General features: G+C 39.3%; 15 protein-coding genes. 4 read left to right on the plus strand and 11 right to left on the minus strand.

The window, feature by feature from the left end:
• Positions 1-59: 59 nt before the first annotated feature.
• The 4 genes from NP165_RS12335 to NP165_RS12350 form a co-directional block, all read right to left on the minus strand.
• Positions 60-350, minus strand: a complete 291-nt coding sequence (locus NP165_RS12335; RefSeq protein ID WP_004410737.1) for a co-chaperone GroES — start codon at positions 348-350, stop codon at positions 60-62.
• 195 nt (positions 351-545) lie between these two features.
• On the minus strand, positions 546-1,658 hold the full coding sequence (locus NP165_RS12340) for an LPS O-antigen chain length determinant protein WzzB (RefSeq protein ID WP_371133716.1): 1,113 nt from the start codon (positions 1,656-1,658) through the stop codon (positions 546-548).
• Positions 1,659-1,774: 116 nt separating this feature from the next.
• Positions 1,775-3,115: a CDP-diacylglycerol--serine O-phosphatidyltransferase gene (gene pssA, locus NP165_RS12345; protein WP_257084205.1), complete on the minus strand. Its 1,341-nt coding sequence runs from the start codon at positions 3,113-3,115 to the stop codon at positions 1,775-1,777.
• A 141-nt stretch (positions 3,116-3,256) separates the two neighbouring features.
• A complete protein-coding gene (locus tag NP165_RS12350) occupies positions 3,257-3,709 on the minus strand; it encodes a GNAT family N-acetyltransferase (RefSeq protein WP_257084206.1) in 453 nt (150 codons plus the stop codon).
• 59 nt (positions 3,710-3,768) lie between these two features.
• Between NP165_RS12350 and murB the strand changes: the two genes are divergently transcribed.
• The 4 genes from murB to wecA all read left to right on the plus strand — a co-directional run bounded on the left by murB (position 3,769) and on the right by wecA (position 7,755).
• Positions 3,769-4,815, plus strand: coding sequence for a UDP-N-acetylmuramate dehydrogenase (gene murB / locus NP165_RS12355; protein ID WP_257085598.1), 1,047 nt, complete (start codon positions 3,769-3,771; stop codon positions 4,813-4,815).
• Entirely contained in the window at positions 4,812-5,777 is a 966-nt protein-coding gene (birA, locus tag NP165_RS12360) for a bifunctional biotin--[acetyl-CoA-carboxylase] ligase/biotin operon repressor BirA (RefSeq protein ID WP_257084207.1), read from the plus strand. Before murB ends, birA begins: the two co-directional genes overlap by 4 nt.
• A gap of 79 nt (positions 5,778-5,856) precedes the next feature.
• Positions 5,857-6,504 carry a helix-turn-helix transcriptional regulator gene (locus NP165_RS12365; RefSeq protein ID WP_257084208.1) on the plus strand — a complete coding sequence of 216 codons (648 nt, stop codon included), beginning with the start codon at positions 5,857-5,859 and terminating at the stop codon, positions 6,502-6,504.
• 171 nt (positions 6,505-6,675) lie between these two features.
• Positions 6,676-7,755, plus strand: a complete 1,080-nt coding sequence (wecA, locus tag NP165_RS12370; RefSeq protein WP_257084209.1) for a UDP-N-acetylglucosamine--undecaprenyl-phosphate N-acetylglucosaminephosphotransferase — start codon at positions 6,676-6,678, stop codon at positions 7,753-7,755.
• Positions 7,756-7,993: 238 nt separating this feature from the next.
• On the opposite strand, the gene NP165_RS12375 is transcribed toward wecA, so the two are convergent.
• The 7 genes from NP165_RS12375 to NP165_RS12405 all read right to left on the minus strand — a co-directional run bounded on the left by NP165_RS12375 (position 7,994) and on the right by NP165_RS12405 (position 14,806).
• Positions 7,994-8,917 (minus strand): KpsF/GutQ family sugar-phosphate isomerase, encoded by a 924-nt coding sequence (locus tag NP165_RS12375; protein ID WP_257084210.1) that lies wholly within the window; start codon positions 8,915-8,917, stop codon positions 7,994-7,996.
• Positions 8,914-9,666 carry a 3-deoxy-manno-octulosonate cytidylyltransferase gene (gene kdsB / locus NP165_RS12380; protein ID WP_257084211.1) on the minus strand — a complete coding sequence of 251 codons (753 nt, stop codon included), beginning with the start codon at positions 9,664-9,666 and terminating at the stop codon, positions 8,914-8,916. The genes NP165_RS12375 and kdsB overlap by 4 nt, the downstream gene beginning before the upstream one ends.
• A gap of 73 nt (positions 9,667-9,739) precedes the next feature.
• Positions 9,740-10,537, minus strand: a complete 798-nt coding sequence (gene kdsA, locus NP165_RS12385) for a 3-deoxy-8-phosphooctulonate synthase (protein WP_257084212.1) — start codon at positions 10,535-10,537, stop codon at positions 9,740-9,742.
• A 26-nt stretch (positions 10,538-10,563) separates the two neighbouring features.
• Positions 10,564-11,382, minus strand: coding sequence for a glycosyltransferase (locus NP165_RS12390; protein WP_257084213.1), 819 nt, complete (start codon positions 11,380-11,382; stop codon positions 10,564-10,566).
• Positions 11,379-13,073, minus strand: a complete 1,695-nt coding sequence (locus NP165_RS12395; protein WP_257084214.1) for an asparagine synthase-related protein — start codon at positions 13,071-13,073, stop codon at positions 11,379-11,381. Before NP165_RS12395 ends, NP165_RS12390 begins: the two co-directional genes overlap by 4 nt.
• On the minus strand, positions 13,060-14,241 hold the full coding sequence (locus NP165_RS12400; protein ID WP_257084215.1) for an oligosaccharide flippase family protein: 1,182 nt from the start codon (positions 14,239-14,241) through the stop codon (positions 13,060-13,062). The genes NP165_RS12395 and NP165_RS12400 overlap by 14 nt, the downstream gene beginning before the upstream one ends.
• Positions 14,234-14,806, minus strand: coding sequence for a hypothetical protein (locus NP165_RS12405; RefSeq protein ID WP_257084216.1), 573 nt, complete (start codon positions 14,804-14,806; stop codon positions 14,234-14,236). Before NP165_RS12405 ends, NP165_RS12400 begins: the two co-directional genes overlap by 8 nt.
• Between the last annotated feature and the right edge of the window lie 265 nt (positions 14,807-15,071).

Here is a 15,071-nt window from a genome sequence, read left to right on the forward strand (position 1 = left end):
ATTCTTTAAGTTTGATTTCGTTATTTGAATCTGAGCAAAAAATTACTCAATGATTGCTATTACTCAACGATCGCCATGATGTCGTTTTCAGACATTACTAGCACTTCTTTACCGTCGATTTTTTCAGTTTTCGTGCCGTAACCTTCAGCGAAGATAACTGTATCACCCACTTTTACGTCTAGCGGTAGCACTGTGCCGTTTTCAAGGATTCGGCCTTTGCCTACAGCTAGAACTACGCCGCGAGTTGATTTCTCTGCAGCTGAACCAGTCAGAACAATACCACCCGCTGATTTAGACTCAACTTCTTGGCGTTCTACGATAACTCGGTCGTGTAATGGACGAATGTTCATCGGTCGTCTCTCCTGAAAATTTGCATGTTATTTGATAATTACCCCGAAACCGGGCTTCAAGGTGTTGTGTTAACTATATGAGGGATCGATTGGACAAACCCAAGGGGAAAGATGAAGTTTTTTGTGAAGTAGATAACGAAACAATAGATAAAGAAAAGGGACTCTCATCGAGTCCCCTATCAACTAGCAACGCACTTAGTCCTCTTCACGTCTAAACGCAAATCGAACCAACACGATTGCAACACCCAGCATACCGCCTAACAATGTGCCTAGCACCGCAATCAGAGCTCGCTTAGGCTTGTCTCGTGAAAGTGACTGTTCGACATTTTCCACAAAGCGGAATGTTTGGAATTGAATAGCACGATCCACTTTGAGATGCTCTAACATTTCTAGCTTGGCGTCGATCTGTTGTAACCTCGGCTCAATGACACTTAGGTTTTTAATAGACTCTAACGCACTGACTTTTGCCGCTAGGCCTTTGGTTCCCAAGTCAATGGAAAACAACTCTTTGTCATTATTAGTTTGGATTGGACGCTCAACTCCAGCTGCTTTTGCAACATCCAGCGCATACTGCGAGCGTTCTATCTCTACACGTAAACGATTCTTCGCTTGAGACGTTAAAATACGTTTTTGCTGTAGAAGCTCATTTCGTTTAGCAGCAATGATCACTTCTAAGTTATTTAGGGCCTCTTGATGAGCTTGTTGCGTGATAAGTTGAATATAGTTATTCAATAAAACAAAGCTGCTTTCTTTTGTCGTCGATTGAAAAGAAACGTTGTAAGGAGAAAAGTTATCTCTCTTATCTTCAGCACTTGCGGTTATCTTATTAAACCACCCAGCGTATAAGCGGCGACTAGCATCTTTTTGCTCGTCTGAGCTAACCGCATTATCAACGTCTAACTTAGACTTGAAACTTTGAAAATCTTCACTTGCATCCAAGAAAGACCTTTTATTGTCACTGGAATTAAACGCATCAATAAATCGCTTAAACAGCACTTGTGTATTGATCAGTTCATCAAGCTCCCGACTCACCAACACTGTTCCATCATCTTGATAAACATCAAATACGGGTTGAAATTGCTTCACCTGCTGTTGATAGGCAGCGATGTCTTGCACTTGAGGCGGTGTGATTTTTGCCTTAGATGACCACCATTGCTGGGAAAACAATGCATAACATACAGCACCAATAGAAAACAACGCTGTAATGATTATGATTGTCCATTTACCCTGCCATAGTGCGCCAAACAGTTCACGCAAATCGATTTCATCAGAAGGTATATGAGCTTGAGGTGTAGTAGAATTATTTATTGCCACTATATTTCCTTTGGAAAAGTAAGGCAGCACGCCAAATATTGAAATTAATTTATTGGAGCAGTTTAACAGATTTATCGCGTAATTATATGTTGTTACTTTTCATACGAAAGTTACAAAATCTGCTTCAGCACCCTGTCCGCTTTCACTCGGGTGATTTTACGCATTAGCCTTTGCACTGGTTCTGGGTAGTTCTCGAACTTCTCTAACTGCTTATAAGTGCAAATCAGCTGAGTGTGTTGAAGAATGTTTTCTACTTCTTTCTCAAACTGGTGCGTTAAATGATGATAGTTGTCCTGAATTAGAATGGCATTCTCTAAATCCAACTTCCATGCGCGAGGATTCAAATTATTTCCGGTGATCAGCATATAACGCTTATCAACCCATATACCTTTAAGGTGGAAACTGTTTTCTTCATGCTTCCACAGATGAATAGATAATTTGCGACTCGCGATATTCGCTTCATTCGCTTTTGCAAACATACGAAGATTACGCTCGTAAAGATAAGGAAGACCGCCGATAGTCTTAAAGTCTTCTTCGGGCGATATGTAAAAATCGTTAGCCGTTTTGTCACCAACAACAATAGTCACTTTCACGCCACGTCTGATCGCTTTTTTTACTTCTTTCGCCACACTGCGTGGAAAGTTAAAGTAAGGCGTGCAGATAAAAATCTCATCTTTAGCCAGTGCCAGAAGCTGGTTTATCCCTTGGTTTAACTTATTACGCTTTTTGCCGACACCGACTATTGGCGTAATCGCAACTTGCTCTGGTGTCACTTGCTGGGGTTGAAAATCGTAAGACGCTTTCGCTAATGATGCACGAAGTTGACGAATCTGAACTTTGATCTCTTTTGTCTCCGGCTTCATTGGACAAGTGAGGTCATTAACCGCCGGGTGTGCAATCATTTCGTTTTGCACCAGTTCAACCATGCTATCAGCCAACGCCTTATTGTTCAGAACATGGTAACGATCGAATCGGTAGCGGTCTTTATAATTAAGGTAAATATTGTTCAGACTCGCGCCACTGTATATCACTTGGTCATCAATGATGAAGCCTTTGAGATGCAGTACACCAAACACTTCTCTTCCACGAACAGGCACACCGTACACAGGTACTTTGTGTTCGTACTTTTCGGAAAATGCCGTATACATGGATGCGTTGGTTTTACCTGGCGTCGCACCAATCAGACCTCGCTGAGCTCGATGCCAATCCACACAGACGTTAATATCTAACCCTGGATTACGCTGTTTTGCTTCATAAAGCTCGGTCAAGATTTCACGACCTGCTTCGTCATCTTCAAGATAAAGGGCAACAAGGTAAATTCGTTTACTGGCCTTTTGAATCGCCTCAATTAAGCGAGCTCTGAAATCACGCGCAGCATACAGTGTTTCAAACTGAGCTGGATCTTGAGCCAGAGTAGGCAGTTGTTCGAATATATTCCTATTGGTCATCATGTTGGATGCATTACCTTTACTTAAAGTGGAGAGCGATATTAACAAAATATTGATGAATTTGCCTAGAATTGACCGTGTTGTTTTAGTTTCAAGAGATTAAGAATTGCCTCTAGCTCACAGCATAGTCAAAGAGAACAAAAACTAAGGGGCGTTGTTTGAGGAGGAGTGCAGCGGGCTATACTTCATCGCGATTAATTTTTTGCCACTCTGAACATAACGCTCGTACAACATTTTTAGAGAATTGGGTAACTGAAAAGGCGCTATCGTTTCGAATCCGTGAGCAGCATAAAACGCTTCAAGGTGTTCATACGCAAAACAAAAGTCGTCCTGTTTAAGAATCTGTTGCTGACAGTAATTCAGTAATTCATGCCCCACCCCTTGCGCTCTACACTCTGGAATCACCAGCATACCCGTCAAAAGGCGGAAGTGTTCTACTGAACGAAACCGGACAACAGCGACCATTTTATTCTCTTTATAAGCAACCACGGTGAGCTCATCTTTCTTCGCTTTGCCTGATGGGTAATGCGCTTTATATAGACGACTGACAAGAGGAAGTTTGATTGGGTCCAAAGTTTCGAACGTTAGATGGCTCATTATCGTAAGAGAATAATTTGATGTAGAATGAGCGCAGTTTAGATGACCCGATGACTCCGATGCAAATTTTGACTGATGCCGACCTGTCGGCTTTCCACACTTTTTCTATTTCGCAGAGCTGTGCTTACCTTGCGGAAATACACTCGGTACAAGATCTGATTTCCGCGTATCAAAATCCTGACTGGCAAACGTTACCCAAACTCATGCTTGGTAAAGGTAGCAATATTTTGTTTACTCAACCATTTCAAGGCGTCGTGCTTGTTAACCGCCTGCTTGGAAAACGTGTTTCAGAATCGGAATCTCACTGGCATTTGCACATTGAAGCAGGCGAAGATTGGCCATCTTTAGTTGAGTGGAGCGTCAATCAAGGGTACGCGGGATTAGAAAATCTGGCACTGATTCCTGGCTGTGCCGGCAGCGCACCTATCCAGAACATTGGCGCTTATGGTATTGAACTGAAAGATGTTTGTGAGTACGTGGACATACTTTTCTTAGACACTTTGGAAACAAAACGCCTTGCTGCACAAGAGTGCAAGTTTGGTTATCGAGATTCGATCTTCAAACAAGACTTGTATCAAAAGGCTGTGGTTACTGCTATTGGCCTTAAACTAGCCAAAGATTGGCAGCCAAACATTGAGTACGGACCACTAAAGTCGTTCGACAAGCAATCGGTTACCGCAAAACAAGTTTTTGATCGCGTATCTCAAATTCGTATGGAAAAACTGCCTGATCCAGCGGTTACAGGTAACGCGGGCAGTTTCTTTAAGAACCCGGTGATTTCACAGCTGCAATACGAATCTCTCAAGACTGAGTTTCCAGAGATGGTTGCCTACCCGACCGACAATGGCGTGAAAATCGCGGCTGGATGGCTGATAGATCAATGCGGTTTAAAAGGCGAGACGGTAAACGGGGCTCAAGTACATCCAAATCAAGCATTGGTTCTGGTCAACAAAGGCAATGCCTCTGCCAATGATGTCATCGAGCTTGCTTCGCTCGTCCGCTCTCAAGTACAAGACAAGTATGGTATTACACTAGAACACGAAGTGCGCTTTATTAGTGAACTTGAAGAGACCAACCTAACTAAGATTTTGGAGCAACGCCAATGAAAGAGCACACAATAAAGCTGGCGATTTTAAAAGCTCTCTCTCGTGGGGAATTCATTTCTGGTGAAGAGCTAGGCGAGCAGTTAGGTATCTCCCGAGCCGCAATCAGCAAGCACATTAAAGGCATTCAAGAGTGGGGAATTGATATCTTCCGTGTACAAGGCAAGGGTTATCAACTAGCGAAACCGTTGCAAATGCTGGATGAAGCAGTCTTAAAAGATAACCTAACTAACCGAGTAGAGCTGATTCCAATTATTGACTCGACCAACCAATATTTGCTCGACCAAGTCGATGAGTTAGAGTCAGGCACTGTTTGCCTCGCCGAATACCAAGCAAAAGGCAGAGGTAGACGTGGCCGAGAGTGGGTATCCCCTTTCGGTTCTAATCTATATATGTCAATGTTCTGGAGGTTGGATGCGGGCATGGCGGCTGCGATGGGGTTGAGCTTAGTCGTGGGTGTTGCGATTGTTGAGGCTTTAGAAGAACTTGGCCTTGAGGGCGTAAAACTAAAATGGCCAAACGACCTGTATTACCAAGACCGAAAGCTAGCTGGCATTCTAGTCGAAATGTCTGGTCAAGCAGGTGGCGCGGCAAACTTAGTGATTGGAATGGGCATGAATCTGATGATGCCGGAACAAACAGAAGGCATTACCCAGCCATGGTCTAGCTTGTCTGAAGTGGCAGCCGAAGGCAGCATCGATCGTAATCAGCTAGCCATTGAATTAATCAGAGCATTGCACAAGGCGCTTAGTGACTATGAAGTTCACGGTATGTCTGGTTTTGTTGAGCGCTGGAACCGACTAGACAATTTCTTAGGTCGTCCAATCAAGCTCATAATGGGACCAAGAGAAGTGACTGGCATTGCGAGAGGAATCAATGAACAAGGCGCGGTATTACTTGAAACCGAGAATGGCATCGAGTCATTTATTGGCGGTGAAATTTCTCTACGCAGCGCAAACTCCTAATCTCACTCTACGTACTTAATCAAACCTTTGCTTTATTAAGGCATTACTCCATAATATTTCAGGTATATGGAGTGTAGTGATGAAAACAACTGACCGAATCCTAGAATCTATCAAACGTAATGGAGCAGTAACAGCCAAACAACTGTCTGAAGAGTTTGGTATGACTTCTATGGGGGCCCGTCAGCACTTGCAGACTCTCGAGGAAGAAGGACTGTTAGAGTTTGAAGATATCAAAGCTAAGGTTGGTCGCCCGAATCGTCACTGGTCTTTGACTGCGAAAGGGCACGACCAGTTTTCAGATCGCCATAAAGATTTAACTATCCAAGTCATTGATGCGGTAGAACATCTTTTCGGCCAAGAAGGGCTAGAAAAAGTCGCTTTGGAACGGGAAAAGGGTGTCTACCAATCCTATAAAGCTGCAATGGCTCATTGCCGAGATCTACAATGCAAACTCAATACCTTAGTAGAGCTTCGTAGAGCAGAAGGCTACATGGCAGAGCTACAAGAAACAGCGTCAGGTTTCCTCTTCATAGAAAACCACTGCCCTATCTGCAAAGCCGCAACACGCTACCGTTCACTATGTCAGTCTGAACTGAATGTGTTTCAAAGATTGTTAGGAAATGAGTATGTGGTCTCGAGGACAGAGCACATTGTGGATGGGGAGAGGAGGTGTGTTTACTTTATCGCCCAAAAACGACTTAATGATGTGTCACCTGCCGAACAATGACACACATGAACTGCCTACCCTCTCAAATATTTCCCCTAAACAATAAAAACTTTCCTCACGACCAATTCTAAACCTCGGAGATTTTTAAGTTAAACAAAATATAAGTAAGCTTTATTCTGTGGTAAGTTTCATCTAAAATCTCTCAACTATTACAACTACAGGCTTGGAACAGTGTTTATTCCCTTTGTTGATTTAGCTTTTCTTTTTTTCTTTTCCTTATCATCACTGTTCTTATTACGTAAAGTAGCCAAGAAGATTAACTTAGTTGACAAACCAAATGAACGTAAACTCCACAGTGGCGCTATTCCGCTAGTTGGGGGGATTTCCATCTGCTTATCCATTTTATACTTTTTGTTTAATAACCCCAATATCATCCCCAACGTACCTCTATATGCTGGATGCATTTTGATTCTTACTGTTGTGGGAGCACTGGATGATAAATTCGATGTAAGCTTCAAACTACGCTTTGTTGTTCAGGCGGGTCTATCTGTTGCAATGATGGTGTTAGGAGGGATAGAACTACATAACATAGGCAATGTGTTTGGAACTGGTGACGTAACGTTGGGCTGGTTAGGGTATGTTGTTACTATATTGGCTGTAGTTGGTGCGATAAACGCATTTAATATGGTAGACGGGATCGACGGTCTACTAGGCGGTTTATCTGTCGTTACATTTTCCGGGTTAGGAATTATGTTAGCTCATGATGGTCAATTTAACATTGCATATCTATGTTTGGTCATGGTGACCATAATGCTTCCTTACATACTGCTCAACTTAGGCGCTTTTGGACGCAAACGCAAAATATTTATGGGCGATGCTGGCAGTATGTTAATCGGGTTTACGGTAATTTGGTTTTTATTGTTATCAAGCCAAAATGGAACCAACCCACCGCTACGCCCTGTAACTGCTTTATGGTTAATTGCTGTTCCACTAATGGATATGGCCGCGATTATGATTCGACGTATTCGTCGTGGGGACTCTCCATTTAAGCCCGATCGTGAGCATCTGCACCATATTTTTCAACGATTAGGATTAGGACCAAAGCAGACATTAATCGCAATTTTTTCTATTGCAGCTCTCTATGCTGCATTTGGGATATACGGTGAGGCCGCACATATATCTGAAGTAACTATGTTTTTCTTATTTGTTCTATGCTTTGCCATTTACTCAGTGGCTCTTGCTTATATTTGGCGTATAACGAGCTTTATTCGTAGAGTAAAAGGAAAATATGAAAAGCCATCACTTCAGTAATACCAATCTAAGAAAAATATGGTCTAATTTGAAGCAATTCAACAATAGAAGTGATTTGTTATGGATGAGCTATAGTGATTTCTGGTGTATGAGCAAAAAAGGTAACCGTTCACCAGCATGGTATTTACAGATAAAAAAGCACGACGCACACACCGAGAAATGTAGTGATAATACGCCATGTCTTGAAGAGAGATTTGAGTTGAGCGTGCCTGAGTCATCCTGGCCACCAATCAGCTACCTATTTTTTTACAATACCAACGACTTTTCCTTCATCGCAAACAACAAGGGAAGTAATCTGCTTACTGTCCATGATCTCAAAAGCACTTTGAATATTAGCAGAAGATGAAATAGTTATTGGATTAAGCGTCAATATTTCACTTGCGGTGAGATCAAACACTTGTTTTCCATAGGTATTCATAGCCCTTCTAACATCACCATCTGTAATTATGGCAATTTCAGACTTAGTATCAACCAAAACTATCCCGAGCTTACCGTCTGAAATAGCGTGAATCACTGACGTGAAATCTGCTTCTCGATGAATCGTCGGCACTAAAGAGATCATTTCATCTCTGACTTTAGATAACAAACGTCGCCCCAAGCTTCCACCAGGATGGAAGCGAGCAAAGTTTTCTGGTTGAAAACTTCTTGAGTCCATTAAAGCAACAGTAAGGGCATCTCCCATTACCAAGGTTGCTGTAGTTGAAGACGTAGGTGCCAATTGGTATGGACAAGCCTCTTTAGGCACAGCAATATCCAAATGACAATGTGAGTTTTTTGCTAGTGTTGAATTAGCCTTACCTGTAATAGAAATAATATAGTTTTTATTATCTCTCAAAAATGGTAGTAGCTTTAATACCTCTTCTGTTTCTCCAGAATTAGAAATAGCGATAAACACATCTTCGGGCTTTACCATTCCTAAATCGCCATGAAACGCTTCTCCTGGATGCATAAAAAAGCTAGGGGTACCTGTACTGGCAAAAGAAGCGGCAATTTTTTTACCAATAATACCTGACTTACCCATACCGCAAATGATGACTCTACCTTTTGTAGATAAAATAGCATCTACCGCAGAAGAAAACTCATCGCCGATTCGCTCACTCATGTAGCTTAAACCTTGAATTTCTGTAGCGATTACCTCTTGCGCAATTTTTACAACATTCATTTATTTTGTTCCATCTCAGTTTTAATAGCTAGGTAGTCGGGCAATGTATCCACTCCATGCGATAGCTCACCATGATAATGACACGCCCCAATTCTAAGTCCGTTTGATATCGCACGAAGTTGTTCCAACTTTTCATATGCTTCTAATGGTGCTTCGCCAAAAGAACAGAACTTGGATAGCACTTCGATGCTGTAGGCATAGATTCCGATATGCCTAAATGCAAGGTCAGTACAACTAGGTAAGTCACGATTATAGGGTGTGGGACTACGAGAAAAATAAAGCGCTAAATTATTTAAACCAAGTATAGCTTTGACAATATTAGGGTTCTGGAAATCATTTAAAGAATCGATAGAAGTAACCGCGGTAACGATATCAAACTCATTTCTATTTTTGGCAAAATCGCCTACTTGACGGATAAGTACAGGATCAATTAAAGGCTCGTCACCTTGAACATTAATCACGATATCTTGGTCATTCCAGTCAAGTAATGTAGCAACTTCAAAAATTCGATCTGTACCACTATCGTGATTGGATGATGTCATTACTACATTCAAGCCTAACTCTGATGCTTTTTGAAAAATTCGCATATCATCTGTAGCTAAAACGATATCATCATGATGGAACCCGGCCTCACAACAACGCTGATAAACATGCCAAAATACCGGCTTGTTCAGTATCTCCAATAAAGGCTTGCCCTCTAATCGCGAAGAACCATATCTACTTGGTATTACAACTCGAATTTTACTCATATACTTAACAATGCTTATTGATTAAAAGTAGCCGCCTAGTCGACCACCCTATTATTTATATGCGGCAATAAAGCTAGAACTTAGTCTCAATACGTTCTTTTCTGTTTACTACTTCGTTTATTTCCAGTAAAGTCTCTAACAGCTCTTCCATGTGTTTGAGTGGCAGCATGTTAGGACCATCACAGAGTGCGTTGTCAGGATCTGGATGCGTTTCCATGAAGAGACCGTCAACGCCTACCGCAACAGCGGCACGAGCGATAGCTGGTACATGATATCGGTTACCACCTGTAGAACCATTTAAAATGCCGGGCATTTGAACGCTATGAGTTGCGTCCATCACAACTTTACAGCCGGTTGCTTCCCTCATTATGGTAAGTCCAGGCATATAATTAATTAGCTGACCAAAGCCAAAGCTAGTGCCACGATCACACAACCAGATATCATCATTACCGACTGCTCGACATTTTTCAACCACAGGAACCATGTCGGCAGGGTGCATCCATTGTCCTTTTTTTATATTGACAGGCTTTCCCATAGAAGCAACTTTTTGGATAAAATTAGTCTGACGAACAAGAAATGCAGGGGTTTGCAATACGTCAACGACAGAAGCAACTTCATCAAGAGGGGTATCTTCATGGACATCAGTAATAACTCGAACGCCTAATTGCAGTTTTGCTTTCTGTAAAATTTTCAAACCACGTTCAACACCAAGCCCTGTGAAAGCACTTGCTGAAGAGCGATTCGCCTTAATAAACGACGATTTAGCAATATACTCAATACCCAACTTTTCTGTAATTTCCTTGAGATGGCCAAAAGTATCAACAACTAAGTTTTCGGACTCAATAACACACGGCCCTGCAATCAAAAACATAATAAAACCCTAAATAAAAAAATAAACTAACGTAAACGACCATATACGAATTTCATAACACTTTCGGGGAGCAGATGGAACGCAAACCGAGCGTAAACTGCCAACAGAGTCAAAGGACTAAACCCTCCTAACTTCCAGAAATATTCGTTTCGCAAAAAAAACTCAGACTTTGCCTTTTGCATTCCAATACGTCTAGTTAACGTAGCTTCTTCCAGGCGATAATCTAGAACAACATCAGAAATATTTGCAAATATAAAACCACGCTCTAGCAAAATAAACCAAAGTGCCATGTCTTCCGTAGAAGAGGTATTTATAGGGTACCTAATACCACTAGAAAAAACCCTTGTACGAAACATAACTGTTGGGTGTATAAAAGGACAACGCGCTACGCTAAACTTCTTAAGCTCACTGTGATTCTGAGGTAACTTCTTAATATCCAATGCAAAACTTGAACCAAACTCATGACAAAACCCACCAAGGACATCGACATTGTTATGGTCTTGAAAAAAAGATACTTGCTTCTTTAGCCTATCAGGTCTAGATATATCATCACTGTCCATTCGTGCAATGTACTCATACTTCTTGTCACTATTAATGACAATATCTATAAGCTCATTTAAAGCATAAGCAAGACCTCTGTTTATACTAGACCAAGTAATCCAAATACATCCAAGCGATTCAAACTTTCTAAGAATATTATCAAGTTCATCGCATATCTCTCCATCTACGTATATATATATATCAGTCGTTATTGATTGGGACAGCATACTACGAATAGCATCATCCAAATACTTAGGGTTATCATTTCGATAAACCGACATAATAGTGGCTACTAAAAGACTCACTCTTGATCCTCACTATTTTTTATTATGTTTGCAACGCAGTAAGGCATAATTATCTCATAATTTAATAACACGCGATTTCCTAATCGTCTAGATAAGAAGCGTGCAATTCTATTATACATAAATCCTTTAGCGGTAAGTTTTAAGCAATCATCGACAAATTTCTCACCAAATATCGGATATAGAACATCTTTGCTTTCATAAATATCGTTTCTCAAATAATCGATATTCTCTGATACCAAATACTCTAGAGGATCATTTTTTATAGCATCAGGTAGAAGATAGTAAAATTTTGGATCTAGTTTCGACATCTTCATCACACTACCTATATCACAATCTCTAGTAGAGCGAATCAGGTTCATTTCCGGATAAAAGTTGTTAACAAACGCCTTGTAAAGCTGATCTTTCAGATGTATTTCCTCTTTAATACTGCTAAGGATAGAAAGCACTTTTGAATCTTCAAATATGCAGGCAGTCCCTCCGCTCAGATCACCTATTTTTAAAATATTGTATACCCATTCTCTCTGATAAGTTACTTGCTCAAAAATAAGCTTGACTAAGACAGTGCTACCAACCTCAGAAACAAGAGAATCCCATATTTTCTTTGCATTTTCCTCTACAGACTTTTTACTACTTTCACAATCAGTTAGAAAACCAGATAATTTACTAGATCTATTTTGAATGAAATTAATATATGAATGACTTGGACCTTGGAAATAGTCCAAATGACATAGTAAAGTCTCCGGAATGGCCGTATTGAGATGTAATCTAGGATTTAAACCTAAAAAATCAATCAATTGTGACTTATATAAGCAAGGAAAGTTTATATTGTTAATAAACCGAAAATATTTCTTTACTGCAATAGCATCTAACTTATCTGGTGAGAAAACAAAATGCTCCCTATTATAATAATCAGCTACTTTTTTAGCATATTTGACCTCAATATCTTTGTAGTCCCCTACTGTATAAGTTGATATATTTTCAATACCCAACCTATTGGCCATTGCAAGTAACAACCGCGAATCTCGCCCTCCGGTCAAACCAATACGAAGATCCTTTTCAGAGTAAATTTTCAGGAGAAGAAGTAACCTTTCATTGAGTTTAACGAGCAGCTCTTCTGTAGATTCCCCCTTAAAATTATCAGCCAGCAGTAAATTAGATATATAGCTATAGGTTTCAACTTCTTCATTAAACCTAGTTATACTTGCATACTTGACTCTACTAACGCCTTGATATAATTCATGTCCATAACGTGCATAAAACCTAATCATAAGAGAGAGTACCTTTGCGCTAGGCTTTACCTTATTAATATCAGCTAACACAGTCTCTAGATTTGATAAGTATTCGCCACCATTGCAATAATATACTGGATATGAACCAAAAATGGAGCTAAAAACATTTAACACTCCATCACTAATATAAACAAATGCAAATCTACCAGATAATTTTCTTGCCGCCATCTCAGGAAATTTGATTAGTTCGCCGAAAATACTTTCTAAATCTTCACACGCTACAAGCTCTTCGTTATAAATTGCACATCCTAACAACATGATAAATTTTTCATCTGAAACATAGTACTTTACAGTACTGCTAGAAAGGGCAATATTAAAACCTTGAAAATCAATTATTGAGTCACTAAAGTCTATTTTTTTTAACTCTAACTCGCTAAAACGTCCATTTTTAATTAAAAACACGCAAACCCTCTTTTTTTAATACATATAATGCATAGAACACTAAAGAAATAATTGATGATAGAAAAAATGAGTAATATGGATAGCTCTCTTTTATAGCAGAATATAACAACACTGTACCAATGAGACTAGAAAACAGTATGCACGACTGTATATAAAACTCAGCTTTATAGTCACCTTTAGAAGTCACATAGCATAAAGAAAATATACTTGAAAGAGAAAACAACGCAGGAGTTAAAAATATTAATCTCTCCATAGTTATATTTATATTACTAGAAAGTAATAAATTAATTATCTCGTTAGGAAACATCAGCATTATTAGCGTAGGAATAAGGGAAACTGAAATAGATATAGTCAAATCCTGTTTCAAACTAGAGTTTTCTCGATTTACTGATACTGGAAAAAGAGCCTCTCCAACTGCCGTTAGTATTGATGCCATCGCTTTAGCTAATCTTTCACAAACCCCATAAACAGCGATAATTTCAGGTGAAGAAAAAACAGACAACAAAATAACATTTAAGTTTAAGTATCCGTTCCCTACAAGCCTCATTTTAAATACGGCCAGTGATTTCATAAAACCATTTTTAATCTCACTTAGAGAGGATAAATTAAACTCTCTTAACTTATCCCAATAATCAAATACAATAAGTAAAAGAATAGACACTGACATTAATATGTATGACAACATTATAGTGTCAAGTGTTTTGAATTTTGGAAGTAGACAAATGAGAAAAAGTAAAGCTAAGACCTTAGAAGCAGACTCTCGTATCGATAATTGTAGCATTCTAGCTTCTGCTTGATATAGCCACTTAGGAACCAAGCCTTGTGTAATACCAGTTGTCAAAACGAATATAATTTCTAATAAGGATAATTTCAGATACAAAAATACAGGAAATGTTATTATAATTAGTAAGAAAGCCAACACAGACTGACATGTCAAGGTGCGGTTAAAGACTTTTTCAGGTTCATTATCCTTTAGATAGTCAACTACAGCCGTCCTTATAAATCCAAAGTCAACGAAAAGTGACAACCAAAATGAGTATGCCTGCAAAATAAACAACTCACCTATTAGATTGGCGCTGGTGTAGTTAACAATTAACGGTATAGTCAGTAAAGGAAAAAGTAAATTAACACTTCGGTAGAGTATAAAATCTAATATCACTCTAAACATTCTCTTGAACCTTCAGTCTTGATTTAACTAAAAGAATGGAAACTGAGTATATATAGATAGAGTCCCAAGGATAAACAAGTGATAAGCCACAGATAAGCATGGTTAGTATGATTCCATTAATTTCTCTGGAATTTTTGGTAATTAGCACGCCTAAAATAAGGCCATATATAATAAAACCTATTACCCCAACCTCACCGAGAAGTAGAGTTAATAGTGCATGTGCATATGCCCCATCTCTAAAAGAATAAAGATAACCTCCAACCTCAAAACCTACACCAAATAAAACAACCAAAAGTTCATAAGTATTTATTAAAGCTAACGATTTAAATATTTCAAATTTTGAAGAAAGACTGACATCATTTGTGGAAAAAGAATTGTAAGAAAAATAATATGTAAAATATAATATTGCCACACCGAAAAACAAAAGAATGGCTATTTTGATGGGAAGCTTCTTGTAATACACATACGAACTAAAGTAAAACAAAAAAGCACCAATATATGCTGAACGACTAAATGTTAGGATAAGTAGTGCAATTGAATATAAAAAAACAAACTTTCGGAACATCCCACTCCTAAAGGACTCAGACAGTAACATTATGACTAAAATATGCAAGGCAACATAGTTCGAATCTAGATACATTATACTGCCATATTTGAATATATAAAAACTATCTCTGGCCAACTCAGCATTAAATTCGTCTAACTCCCCTTTAAATGCATAGTCGGGGAAGAGGAACCTTATAATTGTATCAATTGTTACTATTATAAGGCTTGATATTACATAGATTTTTATAGCGTTACTTACTTGATGCTCATTTAATAGTTTGTAT

The organism is Vibrio japonicus (assembly GCF_024582835.1).
Taxonomy (GTDB): Bacteria; Pseudomonadota; Gammaproteobacteria; order Enterobacterales; family Vibrionaceae; genus Vibrio; species Vibrio japonicus.